The sequence below is a fragment of the Vibrio sp. 070316B genome, from assembly GCF_013114115.1.
Lineage (GTDB): Bacteria > Pseudomonadota > Gammaproteobacteria > Enterobacterales > Vibrionaceae > Vibrio > Vibrio chagasii_B.
Genome location: NZ_VTYC01000020.1, coordinates 82,309 through 98,714 on the forward strand (window position 1 = coordinate 82,309; position 16,406 = coordinate 98,714).

The 16,406-nt window shown below is 45.2% G+C and carries 19 protein-coding genes; 5 read left to right on the top strand and 14 right to left on the bottom strand.

Translation table 11 applies throughout. The annotated features are described in order from the left end of the window. Positions 1-6 precede the first annotated feature (6 nt). Positions 7-903: an L-ribulose-5-phosphate 3-epimerase gene (locus tag F0251_RS15620; RefSeq protein WP_171731314.1), complete on the top strand. Its 897-nt coding sequence runs from the start codon at positions 7-9 to the stop codon at positions 901-903. Positions 904-1,120: 217 nt separating this feature from the next. Here F0251_RS15620 and F0251_RS15625 read toward each other — a convergent pair whose 3' ends face one another. Beyond that, complete coding sequence (locus tag F0251_RS15625) at positions 1,121-1,330, bottom strand: hypothetical protein (RefSeq protein ID WP_061032095.1); 210 nt, start codon at positions 1,328-1,330, stop codon at positions 1,121-1,123. A gap of 243 nt (positions 1,331-1,573) precedes the next feature. On the opposite strand from F0251_RS15625, the gene F0251_RS15630 reads away from it, so the two are divergent. The 3 genes from F0251_RS15630 (at position 1,574) to F0251_RS15640 (ending at position 3,263) form a co-directional block, all read left to right on the top strand. Next, complete coding sequence (locus tag F0251_RS15630) at positions 1,574-2,179, top strand: beta-phosphoglucomutase family hydrolase (protein WP_105058493.1); 606 nt, start codon at positions 1,574-1,576, stop codon at positions 2,177-2,179. A 33-nt stretch (positions 2,180-2,212) separates the two neighbouring features. Continuing rightward, positions 2,213-2,884, top strand: coding sequence for a ribulose-phosphate 3-epimerase (gene rpe / locus F0251_RS15635; RefSeq protein ID WP_171731315.1), 672 nt, complete (start codon positions 2,213-2,215; stop codon positions 2,882-2,884). 241 nt (positions 2,885-3,125) lie between these two features. Then, a complete protein-coding gene (locus tag F0251_RS15640; protein WP_162884311.1) occupies positions 3,126-3,263 on the top strand; it encodes a hypothetical protein in 138 nt (45 codons plus the stop codon). Between the two features lie 158 nt (positions 3,264-3,421). Here the strand turns inward: F0251_RS15640 and F0251_RS15645 are convergent, their stop codons facing one another. The 13 genes from F0251_RS15645 to yiaK form a co-directional block, all read right to left on the bottom strand. After that, complete coding sequence (locus F0251_RS15645; RefSeq protein ID WP_061032098.1) at positions 3,422-4,633, bottom strand: sugar MFS transporter; 1,212 nt, start codon at positions 4,631-4,633, stop codon at positions 3,422-3,424. Between the two features lie 71 nt (positions 4,634-4,704). Beyond that, the gene (locus F0251_RS15650) at positions 4,705-5,028 is read right to left on the bottom strand and encodes a hypothetical protein (protein ID WP_171731316.1); all 324 of its coding nucleotides are present in this window, start codon (positions 5,026-5,028) and stop codon (positions 4,705-4,707) included. Positions 5,029-5,037: 9 nt separating this feature from the next. After that, positions 5,038-5,907 (bottom strand): L-ribulose-5-phosphate 3-epimerase, encoded by an 870-nt coding sequence (locus tag F0251_RS15655; protein WP_171731317.1) that lies wholly within the window; start codon positions 5,905-5,907, stop codon positions 5,038-5,040. Positions 5,908-5,916: 9 nt separating this feature from the next. Continuing rightward, entirely contained in the window at positions 5,917-6,675 is a 759-nt protein-coding gene (locus tag F0251_RS15660; protein ID WP_105058489.1) for an IclR family transcriptional regulator, read from the bottom strand. A gap of 7 nt (positions 6,676-6,682) precedes the next feature. Next, a complete protein-coding gene (locus F0251_RS15665; protein WP_061032102.1) occupies positions 6,683-7,348 on the bottom strand; it encodes a 3-keto-L-gulonate-6-phosphate decarboxylase UlaD in 666 nt (221 codons plus the stop codon). Continuing rightward, the gene (locus F0251_RS15670) at positions 7,341-8,834 is read right to left on the bottom strand and encodes an FGGY-family carbohydrate kinase (RefSeq protein WP_116871238.1); all 1,494 of its coding nucleotides are present in this window, start codon (positions 8,832-8,834) and stop codon (positions 7,341-7,343) included. The genes F0251_RS15665 and F0251_RS15670 overlap by 8 nt, the downstream gene beginning before the upstream one ends. After that, complete coding sequence (locus tag F0251_RS15675) at positions 8,834-9,322, bottom strand: YhcH/YjgK/YiaL family protein (protein ID WP_061032104.1); 489 nt, start codon at positions 9,320-9,322, stop codon at positions 8,834-8,836. Before F0251_RS15675 ends, F0251_RS15670 begins: the two co-directional genes overlap by 1 nt. A gap of 8 nt (positions 9,323-9,330) precedes the next feature. Next, positions 9,331-10,173 carry a Cof-type HAD-IIB family hydrolase gene (locus tag F0251_RS15680; RefSeq protein WP_171731318.1) on the bottom strand — a complete coding sequence of 281 codons (843 nt, stop codon included), beginning with the start codon at positions 10,171-10,173 and terminating at the stop codon, positions 9,331-9,333. Between the two features lie 10 nt (positions 10,174-10,183). Next, positions 10,184-10,876 (bottom strand): L-ribulose-5-phosphate 4-epimerase, encoded by a 693-nt coding sequence (locus F0251_RS15685; protein ID WP_128165131.1) that lies wholly within the window; start codon positions 10,874-10,876, stop codon positions 10,184-10,186. Between the two features lie 102 nt (positions 10,877-10,978). Beyond that, complete coding sequence (locus F0251_RS15690; protein ID WP_061032107.1) at positions 10,979-11,953, bottom strand: DctP family TRAP transporter solute-binding subunit; 975 nt, start codon at positions 11,951-11,953, stop codon at positions 10,979-10,981. A gap of 21 nt (positions 11,954-11,974) precedes the next feature. Then, complete coding sequence (locus tag F0251_RS15695) at positions 11,975-13,255, bottom strand: TRAP transporter large permease subunit (protein ID WP_061032108.1); 1,281 nt, start codon at positions 13,253-13,255, stop codon at positions 11,975-11,977. After that, on the bottom strand, positions 13,255-13,743 hold the full coding sequence (locus F0251_RS15700) for a TRAP transporter small permease (RefSeq protein ID WP_116871241.1): 489 nt from the start codon (positions 13,741-13,743) through the stop codon (positions 13,255-13,257). The genes F0251_RS15695 and F0251_RS15700 overlap by 1 nt, the downstream gene beginning before the upstream one ends. A gap of 24 nt (positions 13,744-13,767) precedes the next feature. Continuing rightward, on the bottom strand, positions 13,768-14,769 hold the full coding sequence (gene yiaK, locus F0251_RS15705) for a 3-dehydro-L-gulonate 2-dehydrogenase (RefSeq protein WP_061032110.1): 1,002 nt from the start codon (positions 14,767-14,769) through the stop codon (positions 13,768-13,770). A 401-nt stretch (positions 14,770-15,170) separates the two neighbouring features. Here yiaK and F0251_RS15710 point away from each other — a divergent pair, with 401 nt between their 5' ends. After that, positions 15,171-16,340: a glycerate kinase gene (locus tag F0251_RS15710; RefSeq protein ID WP_171731319.1), complete on the top strand. Its 1,170-nt coding sequence runs from the start codon at positions 15,171-15,173 to the stop codon at positions 16,338-16,340. The last annotated feature ends 66 nt before the right edge of the window (positions 16,341-16,406 follow it).

The following is a 16,406-nucleotide window of genomic DNA, read 5'->3' on the forward strand; positions in this document are numbered from 1 at the left end:
GGCGTTATGTACCAAAACTTAACGCGCCATCGTGTCGGGCTTTATGAAAAAGCCCTTCCGAATGACTTAAGTTGGGAAGATAAGCTAAAAACGACGAAAGAGTTAGGCTTTGATTTCCTTGAAATTTCGGTCGATGAATCTGATGAAAGACGCAGCCGTTTAGACTGGTGCGATGAAGAGGTTTATGGCCTACGCCGCTTGTGTGAAGAGCATCAAGTGCCGTTGCAGTCGATGTGTTTGAGTGCACACCGCAAGTTCCCATTTGGCTCAGCCGATCCGAAAGTGCGAGAGCAAGCCGTTATCCATATGGAGAAGGCCATTACGTTGGCGTACAAGTTGGGTATTCGCACCATTCAGCTCGCAGGATATGACGTCTATTACGAACCTGCAGATGAAGCGACACACCTGCGTTTTATCGAAGGTATGAAGCTATCGGCACAACTGGCGGAGCGTGCTGGGGTGATGCTAGCGGTTGAAATCATGGACACGGATTACCTGAACTCACTGAGCAAGTTTGAAGTGTTGAGCCGTGAGATTGACTCGCCTTATTTCACCGCGTATCCAGACGTCGGTAATATCTCAGGTTGGAACTATGACATCGTGACAGAGCTTAAGCTGAGTAAGCCGCGTATTACGCAGATTCACCTTAAAGACACGTATCGCGTCACTCCTGAATATAAAGGGCAGTTCCGTGATTTAGTGATTGGCGAGGGAGAAGTCGATTTCAATGCGATTTTCAAAACATTGAAAGAAACGGAGTGTGTAGTACCACTTGTTATCGAAATGTGGGCGCAAGATGAACATTGGAAAGAGAACATCTTGAAAGCTCAGGTTCGCTTAAACGAAGTTTGTCGTCAAACGGGAGTGATGCCCCTGTTTGGAAATGAATTGCTTGGAAGCTAATCGTTTGGACAAGAAGCGTTTGGAAGCTAATCGCGTAGATTGAGATTGCGCAAAAATAACAGAATAGCAGCTCAGTTGGCTTAATCGATTAGCGAATCAAACATCGCTAATGTCAGAAAGTTCATGCTCCTTTCTGACAATAAAAACGTGCAGCATATTGCCCCCAACATGTTGCACGTTCTGCTTTTTCTGCGGTGAAGGACTCGATCGCCGTTGGTTAGATAGCAACAGTGATGTGGTCGCGTCCTACCTTTGCCATCTCCATCAGAACTTCAGTGTGGTACTTCTTCTTCACGGTAACGTGAGTACCAATCTCACTGGCAATCTTTACGATTTCTAGTGCGTCTGTTGGGTGTAGAGAAGAGTCTTTTGTGATTTCGATGTTTACGCCTAGTTTGACGAGTTCAATTGCGTCGGTTGAATGCATGGTATTTTTCCAAAATTGAATTTTGGTGGACTATATCACTTTCATTTTATTCAACTCTATACGCATTCCTCAAAAACGGATATCGATCCGATCAAAATAGGATTTCAAGAGTAAAAGCACTCATTGTTTACCACTGCAAAAACTATTTACCGTATTGGTGGCGGAGATCATATTCACAACAAGAATTGATAGTTCCGCTGCGCTGTTCTTATTATGATAAGTGGTAAAAGGATTAAAAAAGTCATGCCGAATTTAGACAAATATAAAGGAATTATCTTTGACTTAGATGGTACCTTGGTTAATTCCATGGTTGCCCACGCCCATGCTTGGGAATTGACTTGCAGTAAGTTCAACATCCCTTATGACAAAGAGTGGTTGGATCAACTGGGTGGCATGCCTTCACGCAAAGTCACGCTTGAGATCATGAAGCGATATGACTTATCTCTTGACCCACAACTGATCACCAAAGACAAAATTGCAAACTTCGAAGCAATTGAGCACAAGGGCGACGTATTACCTGAAACCTACGCCATATTAGAGCGTTATTATCAGCTCAAGAAAGTGGGTATTGGTACGGGCGCACAAGCTAAGCATGCTAAAGCCATTCTAGATACCACCGACATTCCTTCAATGATCACTGCGCTTGTGACCTCCGATGATGTCGATAATCACAAGCCTCACCCAGATACGTTTTTGAAAGTCGCGCAGCAACTTGATGTATTACCAAGTGACTGTGTTGTGTTTGAAGACACACTCATAGGGCAGCAAGCGGCGAGCAGTGCCGGGATGGACTGTTTTATGGTGGAAGAGGGGGTTGTCACCACCTTCATACCTGCCAACAACGAATAACTCAAATATACAATAATGACCTCAAGGAACCCTATGAAAGATTACCTTATCGCGCCTTCCATTCTGTCTGCTGATCTTGCTCGTTTAGGCGAAGATGTTGCAAATGTCATTGCAGCAGGTGCTGATGTGATTCACTTCGATGTAATGGATAATCATTATGTACCTAACTTAACCTTTGGTGCTCCGGTGCTAAAGGCTCTGCGTGATTACGGTATTACTGCTCCCATTGATGTCCATTTAATGGCAAAACCCGTTGATTCAATGATCCCTGATTTTGCAAAAGCAGGGGCGAGTATGATTACTTTCCATGTTGAGGCGTCTGAACATGTTGATCGTACGCTACAGCTGATCAAAGAGTGTGGTTGCCAAGCGGGCGTAGTGCTGAACCCTGCAACACCGTTAAGCCATTTGGATTACATCATGGACAAAGTGGATCTTATCTTAGTGATGTCTGTGAATCCTGGCTTTGGAGGCCAATCGTTTATTCCTGCGACGCTAGATAAACTGCGTGAAATTAGACGACGTATTAACCAAACGGGGCGCACAATTCGTTTGGAAGTCGATGGTGGGGTGAAAGTAAATAACATAAAAGAGATTGCTGATGCCGGTGCTGACATGTTTGTTGCTGGGTCGGCGATTTTTGATAGTGAAGACTATCAGCAGACGATTGACGCTTTGAGAGCGGAGTTGGCTAAGTTGCGCTAACAAAGGCTCGACAACTAACAGGCTTGGTTTCTTCTTGGTTCAAAGGGGGGCTCCAAGCCTTTTTTGTATCTCTCAATCTAGAATGAATATTGTCTAGAAGAGCCTTAAGGTGTGGTTAGCTTATCTTTAGCGTGACCAAACTAACGATTTACCACTGTGTAATAAAACTACAGAAATTGTTGACTTCAATCACATTTAGGAGGAAAATTAGCCATAGATCACACAACAACGAGAACGAACAATGAATGCTACAGTAATCACAAACGAAAGCAGCAAAACATTAGTAAAACCTTCTGTAATGAATGAAGTTCTTTTCTTTGCAAAGTCTACGGCAATTATGGGTGCAATCATCCTACTTGTTGCTTCTGCTTGGGTTTAATCTCAACAGATAAACACTAGCTAAGTGTGATCAGGGGTGATGCAATATCACCTACTGATACAACTTAGTTCAAGCTCAATTCAACTTTTCCTTACTTCCCTTGTACTTCCTTCATCAGTCATGCTGATCTCTATCTCATCGTTATATTTAAACTCTATTTAAGCGATTGATTTAGCTTGGTGCTTCACCACCGACCAATACAACACGACCATGCCGATATAAGCCAATGCTGGCGCAACATAGCTCATACTCAGCGTAAATGCGTCAATTAAGCTCGCTTGTACAAAAGGCAATGCAATTCCACCAATAGAACACATGATCAGAATCGCGGCTCCTTGTGAACTCTGTTTGCCAGCAGCTTGAAGCGCTTGAGCGTAAATGATCGGATAAAGTGTTGAGTTACATAGGCCGACGACCAGCAGTAAATAGCCTGTCCAAAGGTGATCAAACAGCAATGCGACGATACTGATAGCAATGGCAACCGAGCATGAACACAAAAACAGAGTGTGTGAGTTCAGACGTTGGCCAAACTTGGCAAACAACAAACGGCCAATAAACATAAATACCCAATACGCAGCAATGATTTGGGTAGCTGAGATAAGCCCTAAATCACCATACTTTGCGTCTGCCAGGTAGGTGATAGTGAAAGTACCAAAACTCACTTCAACCCCAATGTAGAACAGAAGAACCAGAGCCAATTTTAAGAAAGGGTGATTTTTCAATAACGTTAGCAACCCACGCCAGAAGCCAGTTAGTTGCTTAGGTTTAATATCAGGGACATCAATGCGCTGAAAGAATACGAGCAAACCAAGGAAAAAGAGCGCGATCAGTAGAAAGAGAATGGAGACTTGCTCGGCTGTGCTGTTAATTTGATAACTTGTCGCTATCACTACTACCGCACTCAGTACTAAAGGCCCCAACACCGTTCCTATCGAGTTAGACGCTGTTGCGATGCTCTGTCTAATCACGCTTTTATCGGGTGTTGAAAGCAGAGACACATAAGGTGAGCTGACGACTTGAATGGCAGAGAGCCCCGATGCCATTAACAAGATACCAAGCAAGGTAAGCGTTAATTCTTGTGAGCGGACTAAATAAGCCATCACCAAGCAGCCTAATACACACCAAAGTAAACAGACTTTTAATGTGCGGCGATAGCCGATTTTTGCCATTACGAATGATGTCGGAAGCGAGACGGTCACTCGAGTGATAAAAAACGCCATCGGAAACAGCATTGCCATTTTATAGTCGAGAGCAAAAGCTTCTTTGTAATAAGGAATGAGTGAGTTACTTGAAACGGTGATTAGCCCCCAGATAAAAAATATCAGAGACAGCAAAACCAGAGGGGCATCTTTTAACTGGAATACTTTCATAGTGATTCCTTATAAATAGCGACAAAAAAAGCAGAAGATGATCTTCTGCTTTTGATTTAAGTTACTGACAATTAGTCACGTACAAAATTAATGTGATGCACATGAATATTGTATTTTTCGATGATCACCTTAGTAGCGTGCATGCTTTTAATGCGAGCGTCAGAGTCGAGGGCTTCCGCCATTGCTGACTCACTTTCGTAGCTGTGCTGCATCATAAGTAGCAGGTTTTTATGGCTTTCTGCTTCAATCGCTTCAGGTTTATTCAACGTTAAACCCTGATTATTCGGGAAAGTGCGAATGATCGGTGCGACTTCATTTTCCATGTATTGGTAGAAGTCTTGTTTTTGCTCTTCGGTTAAATCAGCTTCGAAAAATGCGGTGCGAAAAATAGTCATGATCGCTCCTTATAGCTCAAAGCCAGATTGGTTCGCGATTGACTTCAAGGTTGCTTTCGCTTGTTTGATGTCTTCTAACCAGTTGTCATTTTGAGCCCACATCTCGATCACTAGTGGTGCGCTGTAATCAATGTCTGCCAAGGTTTTGAAAATTGCAGGGAAGTCGACTTGGCCTTGACCAATCACAAGATCTCGGAACTGACCTTTACAGGTTTCAGAAACGCGCAGTGTATCTTTTAGATGCACCTGAACTAGGTGGTCACGGCTCAGTTTCAGTTCAGTACAAACATCGTAATTCCAACCAGAGATATTGCCGACATCTGGGTAGGCCATGAAGTAAGGAGATGGGATCTCACGTTTTAGTACTTCAAACTTGCTTAGCGAGTTGAGGTAAGGCGTATCCATGATCTCCACGCCCAGCATAATGCCAGCACGCTCTGCCATTTTCGTTGCTTGCTTCATACCATCGATAAAGCGTGCATGTGTTTCAGATGATTGTGGCTCGTAATACACGTCGTAGCCCGCCATTTGAATACAGCGGATGCCCAGTTTGTATGCAAGAGAAATCGCTTTCTCCATGATGATGAAAGACTCTGTGCGAATCCCTTCATCCATAGAACCGAATGGGAATTTACGGTGTGCGCTTAGACACATTGATTGGAAAGGCATTTGATGCTTTTCACATAGGCGGCGAAGCTCGTAAATTTCTTCGTCTGACCAATCGAGACGTGCACGACGCTCGTCGGTCTCATCGACAGAGATTTCGACAAAGTCGAAACCTGCGTCTTTAGCATAAATAAAACGTTCTTCCCAAGTGAGAGAAGCCGGCATTGCTTTCTCGTAAATACCTAATCTGAATTTGTTTTTAGAATCAAACATTCTTTTTCCTTAAAAGAGTTGTTGTTCTATACGCGCCGTGATGTCTTGGATTTTGTTGGCAATTTCTTCATAGCCTAACGCTTTCATTTTTGGCGTTAGTGAAGAGACACTTACCGCGTATACAGGGGATTTGTTCTTGTCGAAAATAGGGACAGCAACACAAGAAATGCCCGCTTCGTTCTCTTCATCGTCCAGTGCATAACCGCGCGCTTTGATCTTGTCGAGAACATCGAAAAACTGAGATTTATCGAGAATCGTATTCTCAGTTAATGGCTTCATGGTGCTGACATTGCGCTGCCAGTAGGTTTCGCGCACAGCGTCAGAGCTGAACGCGAGGTAGCATTTACCAGCGGCAGAGCAGTACATAGGAGAGTGCAGACCGACGTATGTGCGAGTACGAAACGCGGAATTTACCGGTTCAAACTTATCTTTGAAGATGATGTTGTCAGCGTCAAAAGAGAGAAAGTTCACCGTCTCATTCACATCGTCGAGCAGCTCAGAGAGGTAAGGCTTAACAGTGCCAGTCACGTCAGAGTTGATGGCTGCGTGACCTAGCTGAACTAACTTCATTGTTAAGCGATACTCTTTGCCTGAGCACATTTGAGCAACATAACCAGAGGCTTCAAACGTTGCCAAAATACGGTGGACAGAAGACTTGTTGAAGCCTGTCCCTTCAGACACTTTCTGTAGTGAAACGCCATTAGGATAATTCCCAAGGAATTCTAGAACAGTCAGTGCTTTAGACAACGATTTAATTTGCTCACTCATATATGTGCTACCAGTGTTTACCTATTTCAGTATGGAAATTTTCTGCAATATCACGTCCATTGCTTCCGGCTAAAGCACGGCCAGCAATAAATGACTTTGCAGACAGATTCTTAAACAAATGCAGATCGTCTGGCACAATACCACCAGTAATGGATAGTTCAATTCCTATATCCGATAATTTCTGCATTTTTATCAAATCTTCTTCGGTCCAGCTCACACCAGCCAGTTCGGCATCGCGTGAACGGTGATAAATTGCTTGCGTAATACCCATATCGACCCAAGCGCGTGCATCATCCATCGTCCAGTGGCCGTACAATTCAATTTGTACTTCGCCGTTAAACTCGTCAGTGACTTTCTTCGCGGAGCGGATAGTTTCAATGTGAGCGGCTGCGCTAACGGTTACCCAGTTGGCACCGGCTTCCATTGCTAGGCGGGTCAAAATTGCGCTCGCATCGGTGATTTTCATATCACACACGATAGTGTGGTTTGGGTACTTTTCTCTCAGGATTCTTACGCTGTCTACGCCGTGAGCAAAGGCCAGAATCGTCCCGATTTCAATCACGTCGAGCTTGTCTGCGACATGCTCAATAGACGCGAGTGCGGTATCAATATCCGTAGCATCAAGCGCCATTTGTAACAAAGGCTTAGATGGTTTTAGTAAGGACTTAGGCATCCATTTCTTCCTCAAATTGTTTAAACAACTGAACCAGTCGTTGGTAGTGCTTGTATTTCTTCTGATATTTTTCGTAGTTTGCTGGGTTCGGCTCAACACGAGAAGCTGAGTGAGTAACGCTTTGCGTGCACTCTGCTAAAGAAGCAAATTCACCAGCGCCAACCATAGCCATCATGGCTGCGCCAAGTGACCCTGTTTCATCTACGTCGGAGACTTCAACCGTCATTCCGGTAAGGTCTGCCAGCATTTGCATCCAAACTGGGCTGGAGGCAGGACCGCCAGTCACTTTCAGCACATCCGCTTTCGGGAAACGCTGACGCATACGTTCAAGATGAAGGTTGTGGCAGAACAGAATCCCTTCCCAAATCGCTTGAATTAGGTGACTTTTGGTGTGGTGAGACTGTAATCCGTAGAAGCCAGATTTAAGCCCTAAGCCTTGGTTTGAGCCATAAAGGAATGGCACAAAGTAGACCGAGCTAGATGCCGGGTCTAATGCATCGACTAATGCTTGATTCTGAGCATGGTCCAGTTTGCCATCTTCACCAAGGTAGTCAGCAAACCATTCATAGTTACCAGCTGAGGTTGGGCTTGCTTCATGAATGATGTATTCCCCATCGACCGCATAGTGGCCATAGACAAAGTTGTGCGCCTCTTGAGTGACTTGCTTGGAAATACCAGAGGTTACTGCCCAAGTGCCCATCACATAATTCAAGGTGTCTTCTGATGAATTGATACCAGAGCAGATGGCTGTTGAAACCACATCAAATAGACCACCAAAGACTGGAGTGCCTAGTGCAAGGCCTGTCTCTTCAGCGATAGCGGCTGTAATTTTTCCTGCTTGCTGCTGAGGTTTTACTACCGGTGGCAGCGCATCCCAGATCTCTTCAATACCAAAGGTTGTCAGCAGTGCTTTGTCGTATTCGCCAGTAATGGAGTTGAAGAAGTTGCTTTCTGAAATATTGGTCAGTTCAGCGGCAACTTCACCCGTTAAGCGATAACGTAGGTAATCGTGCGACATCATGACCGCTCCGATTTGGTCGTAGCGCTGACGGTCGTTCTCTTTGACCCAGCGAATAATCGATACTGGGTGACCTGTCCACAGAGTCTGCAATGTAGTTGGGTAGATCTCTTGTGCTTTGCCTTGCTCTAACCATTCTTTAACGATAGGTAGCGAGCGAGAGTCTGACGACATGATGCCGTGGCCCAAGTTTTTACCGTGCTTGTCTAGCAAGTAGACGCCTTTACCTTGCGCTGAAATACTTAAGCCTTTGATGGCTGTTGGCTCAACTTGTGTGGTTTCAAGTAGCTGTTTAATCACGGCTACAGCGTTGCCCCACAGCGCGTCTAAGTCACGTTCGACCCAACCTTGCTTTTCGTTAATGACGCTCGCTGAGACACGTGCCAAGCCTTGCTGTTCGCCTTTGGCATTAAACAGCGCGGCTTTCATAAAGGTACCGCCAGAATCAATTCCGATGTAGTAATTCATTATTTGGCATCCAGTAAGTCATTGTGAATTTTTACTACCAACTTTCTAACAATCGAGCTGTCGTCATTTTCAATGTTGGTGATATGAACGGTATCGGGTGTGAAGAGATAGAACTGTTGCGGTTTGGCATGGATAAAGTTCAGTTCAACACCTTCGAACTCATAAAACTGCAGATCTCTCTGTTCGTTGTAAGGTTCTGCGAGCTTGTGGTCGCCCGTGTCTTTAGACCAAGCCATGATCTCTGAACCCTTAAGTACAATTTGTAGATCTGAGTATTGCTTGTGTACCTCTGGCTTAAAGCAGGCGAGTGGCTCTTTTTTATATTCGAGTACAACGAACCAAGCTTGGTCTGCATCAAAATCAGGTAAGGTGTGGCGCCCAATCGCTAGAGCATCAGTATCTAGGCTGTTGATATGCTCAAGCACATTTTGAACAGCGACTGGGTAGCTTCGGGTAAATTTAGAAGGTTGAGTATTTCCGACTAGCATAAAATTCTCTATTTAAATAAGCGGCTTAAAAGCTCAGCGAGCCCTGTCTTGTCATCGTTATTTTTGTCTGTGACAAGGTCTGCAGTGTTCTTAACGGTGTCGTCGGCATTGTCCATAGCTATACCGAGGCCTGCGGCTTGCAGCATTGAGATGTCGTTGTGGTTATCACCGACAGCGACACACTCTTCAAGGCGGATGCCTAGTGGCTCGATGTAACGAGTAAGCGCATTGCCTTTGCTGTTTCCTTTCGCTGCGAAATCGACGCGATCGATCCAAGACCGCTCGCCATTAAAGTGGTCTTGGACAAATGGAAGTTTGGCGAATTGGTCGACTTCTCCCTCGACGACAAATTTCCAAACGTACTCAGACGCAGCGGCTTCATGATGGAAGTCGTCTACTTTCTGGATGTTCGGACGTTGTGCTGGTGTAAATGTCTCAGACCATTCAAGTAGCGCTTCCATGTATTCGATAGGACGACTTTTCGAGTAGAGCATGGCGTCACGCACATACATCACCATTTTGAGATCATGCGTTTGCGAGAGCGTGATAAATTCAGCTGCCATCTGTTTGTCGATGGCATTTTCTTCAAGAACAGTATTGGTTTGGTAATCAAAGATATAAGTACCGTTACAGCAAATGATCGGCGTCGATAAACCCAACTGTTCGTAGTAAGGTTTAGCAGCAACATGGTGACGGCCTGTCACTATCACCACATGTGTGTCTTTTGCGATGCTCTTGATAGCGTCGATTAACTCTTGGCTGATGGTGTGCTGAGAGGTGAGCACTGTTCCATCGAGATCGAGAGCTAGAAGTTTATGTTTACCAGACTTGAGCGGTGATGACGTATGCATGTGCGAGGCCTTACTTCTGTCCGTAGTATGAGTTCTTGCCGTGTTTTCGGTTGTAGTGCTTATCAAGCAGTTCAGGTTGAATCGCGACCTCTGGGCTGATTGAGCGAGTTGCGGTTGCCATTGCTGCGATCTCTTCCATCACAACAGCGTTGTGGACAGCATCTGAACCATCTTTACCCCAAGTAAAGGGGGCATGACCGGCAATGATTGCACCTGGCATTGCTTGCGGATCAATATCGCGTTGGTTGAACTCTTCGATGATCACAAGACCTGTGTTTTTCTCGTATTCAGATTCAATTTCTGCTTTGGTAAGGAGTCGGGTACAAGGTACATCGCCGTAGAAGTAGTCGGCATGTGTGGTACCTAGTGCTGGAATGTCTCGGCCTGCTTGAGCCCAAATCGTCGCGTTGCGAGAGTGCGTATGAACAATGCCGCCAATTGATGGAAACGCTTTGTAGAGTTCAATATGAGTTGCGGTATCGCTAGATGGGTTCATTGTCCCTTCAACACGATTACCTTCAAGGTCGACAACCACAATATCGTCTGCCGTCATTACATCGTATTCAACACCAGAAGGTTTAATCGCAATGACACCACGCTCGCGGTCGATTTCAGAGACGTTACCCCAAGTGAAAGTCACAAGGCCGTATTTAGGAAGTTGTAAGTTAGCTGCGAGAACGCGTTCTTTTAATTCTTGGTACATAGTGATTTGCCAATGTTCAATAAGTAGAAGTCAGAAGGATGGAAATTAAGGCTGCCTCAGTGGATAGGCTGGGCAGCCTTTATCGATTGATGTGCTTTAGGTTTACTTAGCTGCAACCTTGATCTTGTTGATCATCACATCACCGTTTTTCTCAATGTATGCGTTCCATACTGGTTGAATCGCTTCTTGGAAGGCTTTGCCATCAACGTCGCGGTTAACTTGCATACCGTTCGCTTCAAGCTGAGAAATCATTTGTTCTTCTTTCTCAACGCTTAGCTTACGTTGCATTGCGACTGCTTCAGCCGATACTTCTTCGATGATTTTTTGTTCTTCAGCACTTAGCTTGTTGAACTTGCGTAGGTTCATTGTCAGAACTAACGGTGAGTAAGCGTGCTGTGTCAGGCTTAGGTACTTTTGTACTTCGTCAAACTTGAACGACAGCGTTACTGGAATTGGGTGGTCCTGTGAATCAACAACGCCCGTTTCAAGTGCTGTGTATAGTTCAGAAACTGGTAGCTGTTGTGGGTTAGCACCTAGCTCGTTGAACATATCGTTCAGTGCTTTAGAGCCGTTTACACGCATTTGCAGACCTTCAACATCAGAAGGAACACGAATAGGTTTTTCGTTGTTGGTCATATTGCGGTAACCGTTCTCTGGGAAACCAAGACCTTTCAGACCGAATTTCTCGAAGTTAGTTAGCACTTCTTTACCCGGTTCACCGTCCAGTACTTTGTATGCCGTTTGGCGATCTGGGAACATGAACGGCAGAGTGAACGCTGCTGATTCAGGCATCAGGCCGTTGTAGTTGTTCAAACCAACCATCGTTAAATCAACGATGCCAGCACGAGAACCGTCGATCATCTGCTTATCACTGCCTAACTGACCTTGAGGGTATACGTTGACTTTGATTTCGCCATTTGAACGAGCTTCTACTTCTTTCTTAAAGAAAAGAGATAGATCTTGTTGCAGGTCAGACTCAGGTGCAGCGTGTGCAAGCTTTAGAGTTGTTGCAGCAAACGTGTTAGCGCTCATCGCGATGGTTGAAGCAAGTAGAGTCATTTTTAGTAGGGTTTTCATTATTATTTTCTCCGTCGAGGATTAACCAATGACATACGACATTGGCACAGTGATAATGCTAGGGAAGATGACAAACAGTGTGAGTAGGGCCATGTATGCAGCAATGAAGGGTAGTACGCCTTTCACAGCAGTCGACATTGGCACTCGAGCTACACCACACACTACGTTTAGTACGGTGCCTACTGGAGGCGTAATCAGACCAATTGAACAGTTGATAACGAACAACAGGCCAAAGTAAGTTGGGTCGATTCCAGCCATTTTGATAACAGGCATCAGTAGCGGAACCAGAATTAGAATGGTCGGGCTTAAATCCATCACCATGCCAACACACAGAACAAGCAGCATAATTACGGCCATTAGTAGTCGAGGACTATCGACCAGTGGACCTAACATTTCAGCAAGCTGTTGTGGTAATTGAGCGACAGTAATTAGCCAAGCTGCCACCATGGCACAGCCAACCAAGAACATAACCATCGCTGTAGAGCGACCAGCATTAAGTACAATGTGGTAGAAGCTCTTTAGCGTTAGCTCTTTATAAACAAACGTTGAGATGAAGATTGCGTACGCTGCTGCAACAACCGCCGCCTCTGTTGGGGTAAAGATACCGAAGCGGATACCCACAATGATGATGACAGGCAAGAACAGAGCCCAGATACCATCTTTAAGTGCTGCGCGTTTTTCTGCTTTTGTTGCGCGCTCAGAGGTTGCTAAGTTCTCTTTGCGAACCGTCATGCGCCACACAAACATCAATGTCATACCCATTAATAGGCCAGGAACAATACCGCCTAAGAACAGGTTTTTAATTGAAATACCGCCAGCAACACCAACTAAGATAAGTGGAATTGAAGGTGGGATAACCGGGGCGATAATACCGCCTGAAGCGAGCAGACCCATTGATGGTGCTTCTGGGTATTTTGCTGCTTTCATCATTGGATAAAGGATACTTACCAATGCAGCTGCATCTGCTACCGCTGAGCCTGAAAGGCCGGCAAGTAGAACCGAAGTCATGATCGCTACGTAACCCAAGCCACCTTGGCGGTGACCAACATACGTAGTTGCTAGTCGAACAATACGTTGTGACAAGCCGCCCGACGCCATTACTTCACCAGCAATTAGGAAGAATGGGATAGCGAGTAGCGTAAAGCTGTCGACACCATTAATTAAAGACTGCGCAAGAATGTCCGCACTAAAGAAATCCATGTGCAGCATCAGTGCCATTGAAGACAATAACAATGCAAACGCAACAGGAAGACCAAGTAAGATTGAGACAATCAATACCGATAAGAAAATGGCTAACGTCATTATTCTTTCTCCTCTTCTAAGCTATCTAGTTGCCAGTCTGGGTTGAAGATTCGCACAAACGCAATCACACCCATTAACACGCCTGACACCACGCCAGCTAAATAAAATAATGCTGAAGGAAGCCCTGTAAGTTGAGAAATATCTGACCAGTTGGACATCATTTGACGGTATGAACCGATGTAAAGCATGCCGACTGAAACCAGTACTACCACCCAACAAATTCGTCTTAGTACGGGCACTGCTTTAGGGAAAAGTCGTTCAGAAAATTCCGCAACAGCGAGGTGTTCACCTCGGCGCAGCACAACGGCTGCACCGAGCATCACAATCCATACAAGACCAAGGCGAGATAGTTCTACAGAGGGACGAAGACCAGAGGAAAAGCCGTAACGCAACACTACGTTTGTGAAGACCAGTACAATCATACAAGTCAGAATAACGGCCATGATGACGTCGATACTTTTCCAAATACTCTTAAATACACTTTGCATAAAGCTTTCCCCACCTCAGGCTAATTACAGAGACGTAATTTGGTCCCAGATTCCATCGTTGATTTCAATACCGCCAGCCGCTGCGTGCTTGTCGATGAAGTTCTGAATTTCAGAACCTGCAATCATTACTGAACCTGTTTCTGCTGGTTCTGATGCAAGTACGTAGTCACGGATGCGCTTCATCTCTTGTGCGTATTGGCCTTCACCCATTGTTTTGCTTAGGTCAATTGCGATAAGGAATTGCGAAACGCCGAATTCGCCGCCCATGTCTTCTGTTAGTGCTGGAACTGAGTTACCACCAGTGATTGCGGTTAGCATCATGTCTAGCACGATTGCCATTGAAGAGCCTTTCCAGAAACCCATTGGCAGTAGACGTTTGTTTTCCCAAAGTACGTGTGGGTCTTTGGTTAGGTTGCCTTCGTTGTCGAAGCCACCCACAACAGGAAGTTCTTTGTCTGCAAGTACGAAGTTTTGTAGTTGGCCGTATGAGAATTGTGTCATTGAGCAGTCAACCACGACTGGTGGATCGCCTGCGATCGCCATGATCAGAGGGTTAGAACCAACGCGGTGATCTTTACCACCCCAAGCTGGCATCACTGCGATAGAGTTTGTTGATGCGATACCTGCAAAGCCTTCACGAGCCATTTTCAGAACGTATGCACCGCCGCGCATCCAGTGGTTCGAGTTACGCATACCTACCATGCCGATACCGTAGTCACGAGCCAGTTCCATTGCGCGTTCAGCACAGATAAGGCCGTTCAGTACGCCAGGGCCAAAATTACAATCCCATTGCTCAAGTGCACCCATGCTGTTCACACATTCAGGCTCTGCGTTGAGCTTGATTTGACCTTTGTCTACTTGGTCAATGAACACTGGGAAACGGTTGATGCCGTGTGAATAAGTACCCTCATTAGCCATCTCAACAAAACCAGCGGCAAGCTTGGTTGCCATCTCTGGTTTCATGTCTCGAGCTAGTAGGATTCGTTCATATTCTTGTTGTAGTTTTTCAGTGGATACTAAAGGCATCTCTGTTCTCCGATAAAGTAAATTCCATAATGCGGAATGAATTATTGTTGAGATTCCAAATTAATACTGTGAGCAAAGTTGCGCTTTATTTTCTTATTAAGTTTTTCTCTAATAACTGTTAACGAGTTAAAAAATGAAACAAAAAGATCTAGGAATTCCGCAATACGGAACAAAAAGCGTGTTCATGATCAGGTTTTGGTGAATAATTCAGTAAAATTGAACCTCTCGATGGCGGCAAAAGTGCCAAAAAGTGTGTTGAGAGCAAACGGTAATTTTACTGAAGTGGTTTATCGGTGGTTGAGTTTCGAGATCCCTGACAGGTTTACTATGTTCGGGAAGCTTAAAGTTTCCTCTTCTATATAGTAACGTTGTTGAATATCGACTTATCAGAGTGCCTAGTTATGAAAATTGTTATTGCACCAGACTCGTTTAAAGAATCTTTATCGGCGGTATCGGTGGCGGCGTGCATTGAAAAGGGCTTTCGTGAAATCTTCCCTGATGCGGAATACGTGACGCTTCCTCTGGCTGATGGTGGTGAGGGTACTGTCGATGTCTTGCTGCAAGGCTTGTCTGGTAACAAGTATCAAACCGAAGTGATGGGGCCGCTTGGCGATAAAGTAATGGCCGAATGGGCGATGCTAGAGCCTTCGGACACCAATCCTAAACGTACCGCTCTGATTGAGATTGCAGCCGCATCTGGGTTGGATCTACTAACTCCAGCCCAACGAGATCCTTTGGTTGCCTCTTCTTTCGGTACTGGGCAACTGATATTAGAAGCGATAGAGCAGGGTGCTCAAACCATTATTCACGGATTAGGTGGCAGTGCGACCAATGATGGTGGCGCTGGTATTGTGCAAGCGTTAGGTGGAACACTGTTAGATAATGCAGGGCAAGTGCTTAATCGAGGTGGTGCTGCGTTAGCGGAATTAACATCTATTGATCTAACAGGTCTAGATTCACGCTGTGCTGATATCGAATTGATTGTCGCGTGTGATGTGGATAATCCGCTGTGTGGTGAAAACGGTGCCAGCCATATATTCGGCCCACAGAAGGGAGCAACTCCGGAACAAGTTTTGATGCTTGATAAGGCCCTTGCTCACTTCGCTCAAGTTTCTGATTCACAAGGCTGTGTTGAAGGTGAACAGTCGATTTACGAACGTGCTGGTTATGGCGCTGCTGGTGGCACACCGATGGGGCTGAGTTTGCTATTCAACATGCAGATCAAACCGGGCATTGAGATGGTGCTTGATGTATTACAAGCTGATGAGGTATTGAAAGGTGCTGACCTTGTGATTACGGGGGAAGGGCAGATGGACAATCAAACTCTACAAGGAAAAACACCTTATGGGATTGCTAAACGAGCTAGTTTACAAGGTATTCCCACGATTGGGATAGCTGGCTCTTTGGGTACTCAAGTTGAGGCTTTGTATGGTGAAATGGCCAGTCTATTCGGAACTGTACGTGCTCCCCAGCCTCTTGAACAAGTGCTGCAAGAAGCCGAATTGAATCTAACCAGAACCGCAAGAAACATCGCATCAACGCTGAAGTTAGGTCATGCAATTCTTAAATAAAGTTCGGTGATACAAAGGCTTAGTTAACTCACCTGTTCGATAGGTTTTATAGATAGCAACGATAAA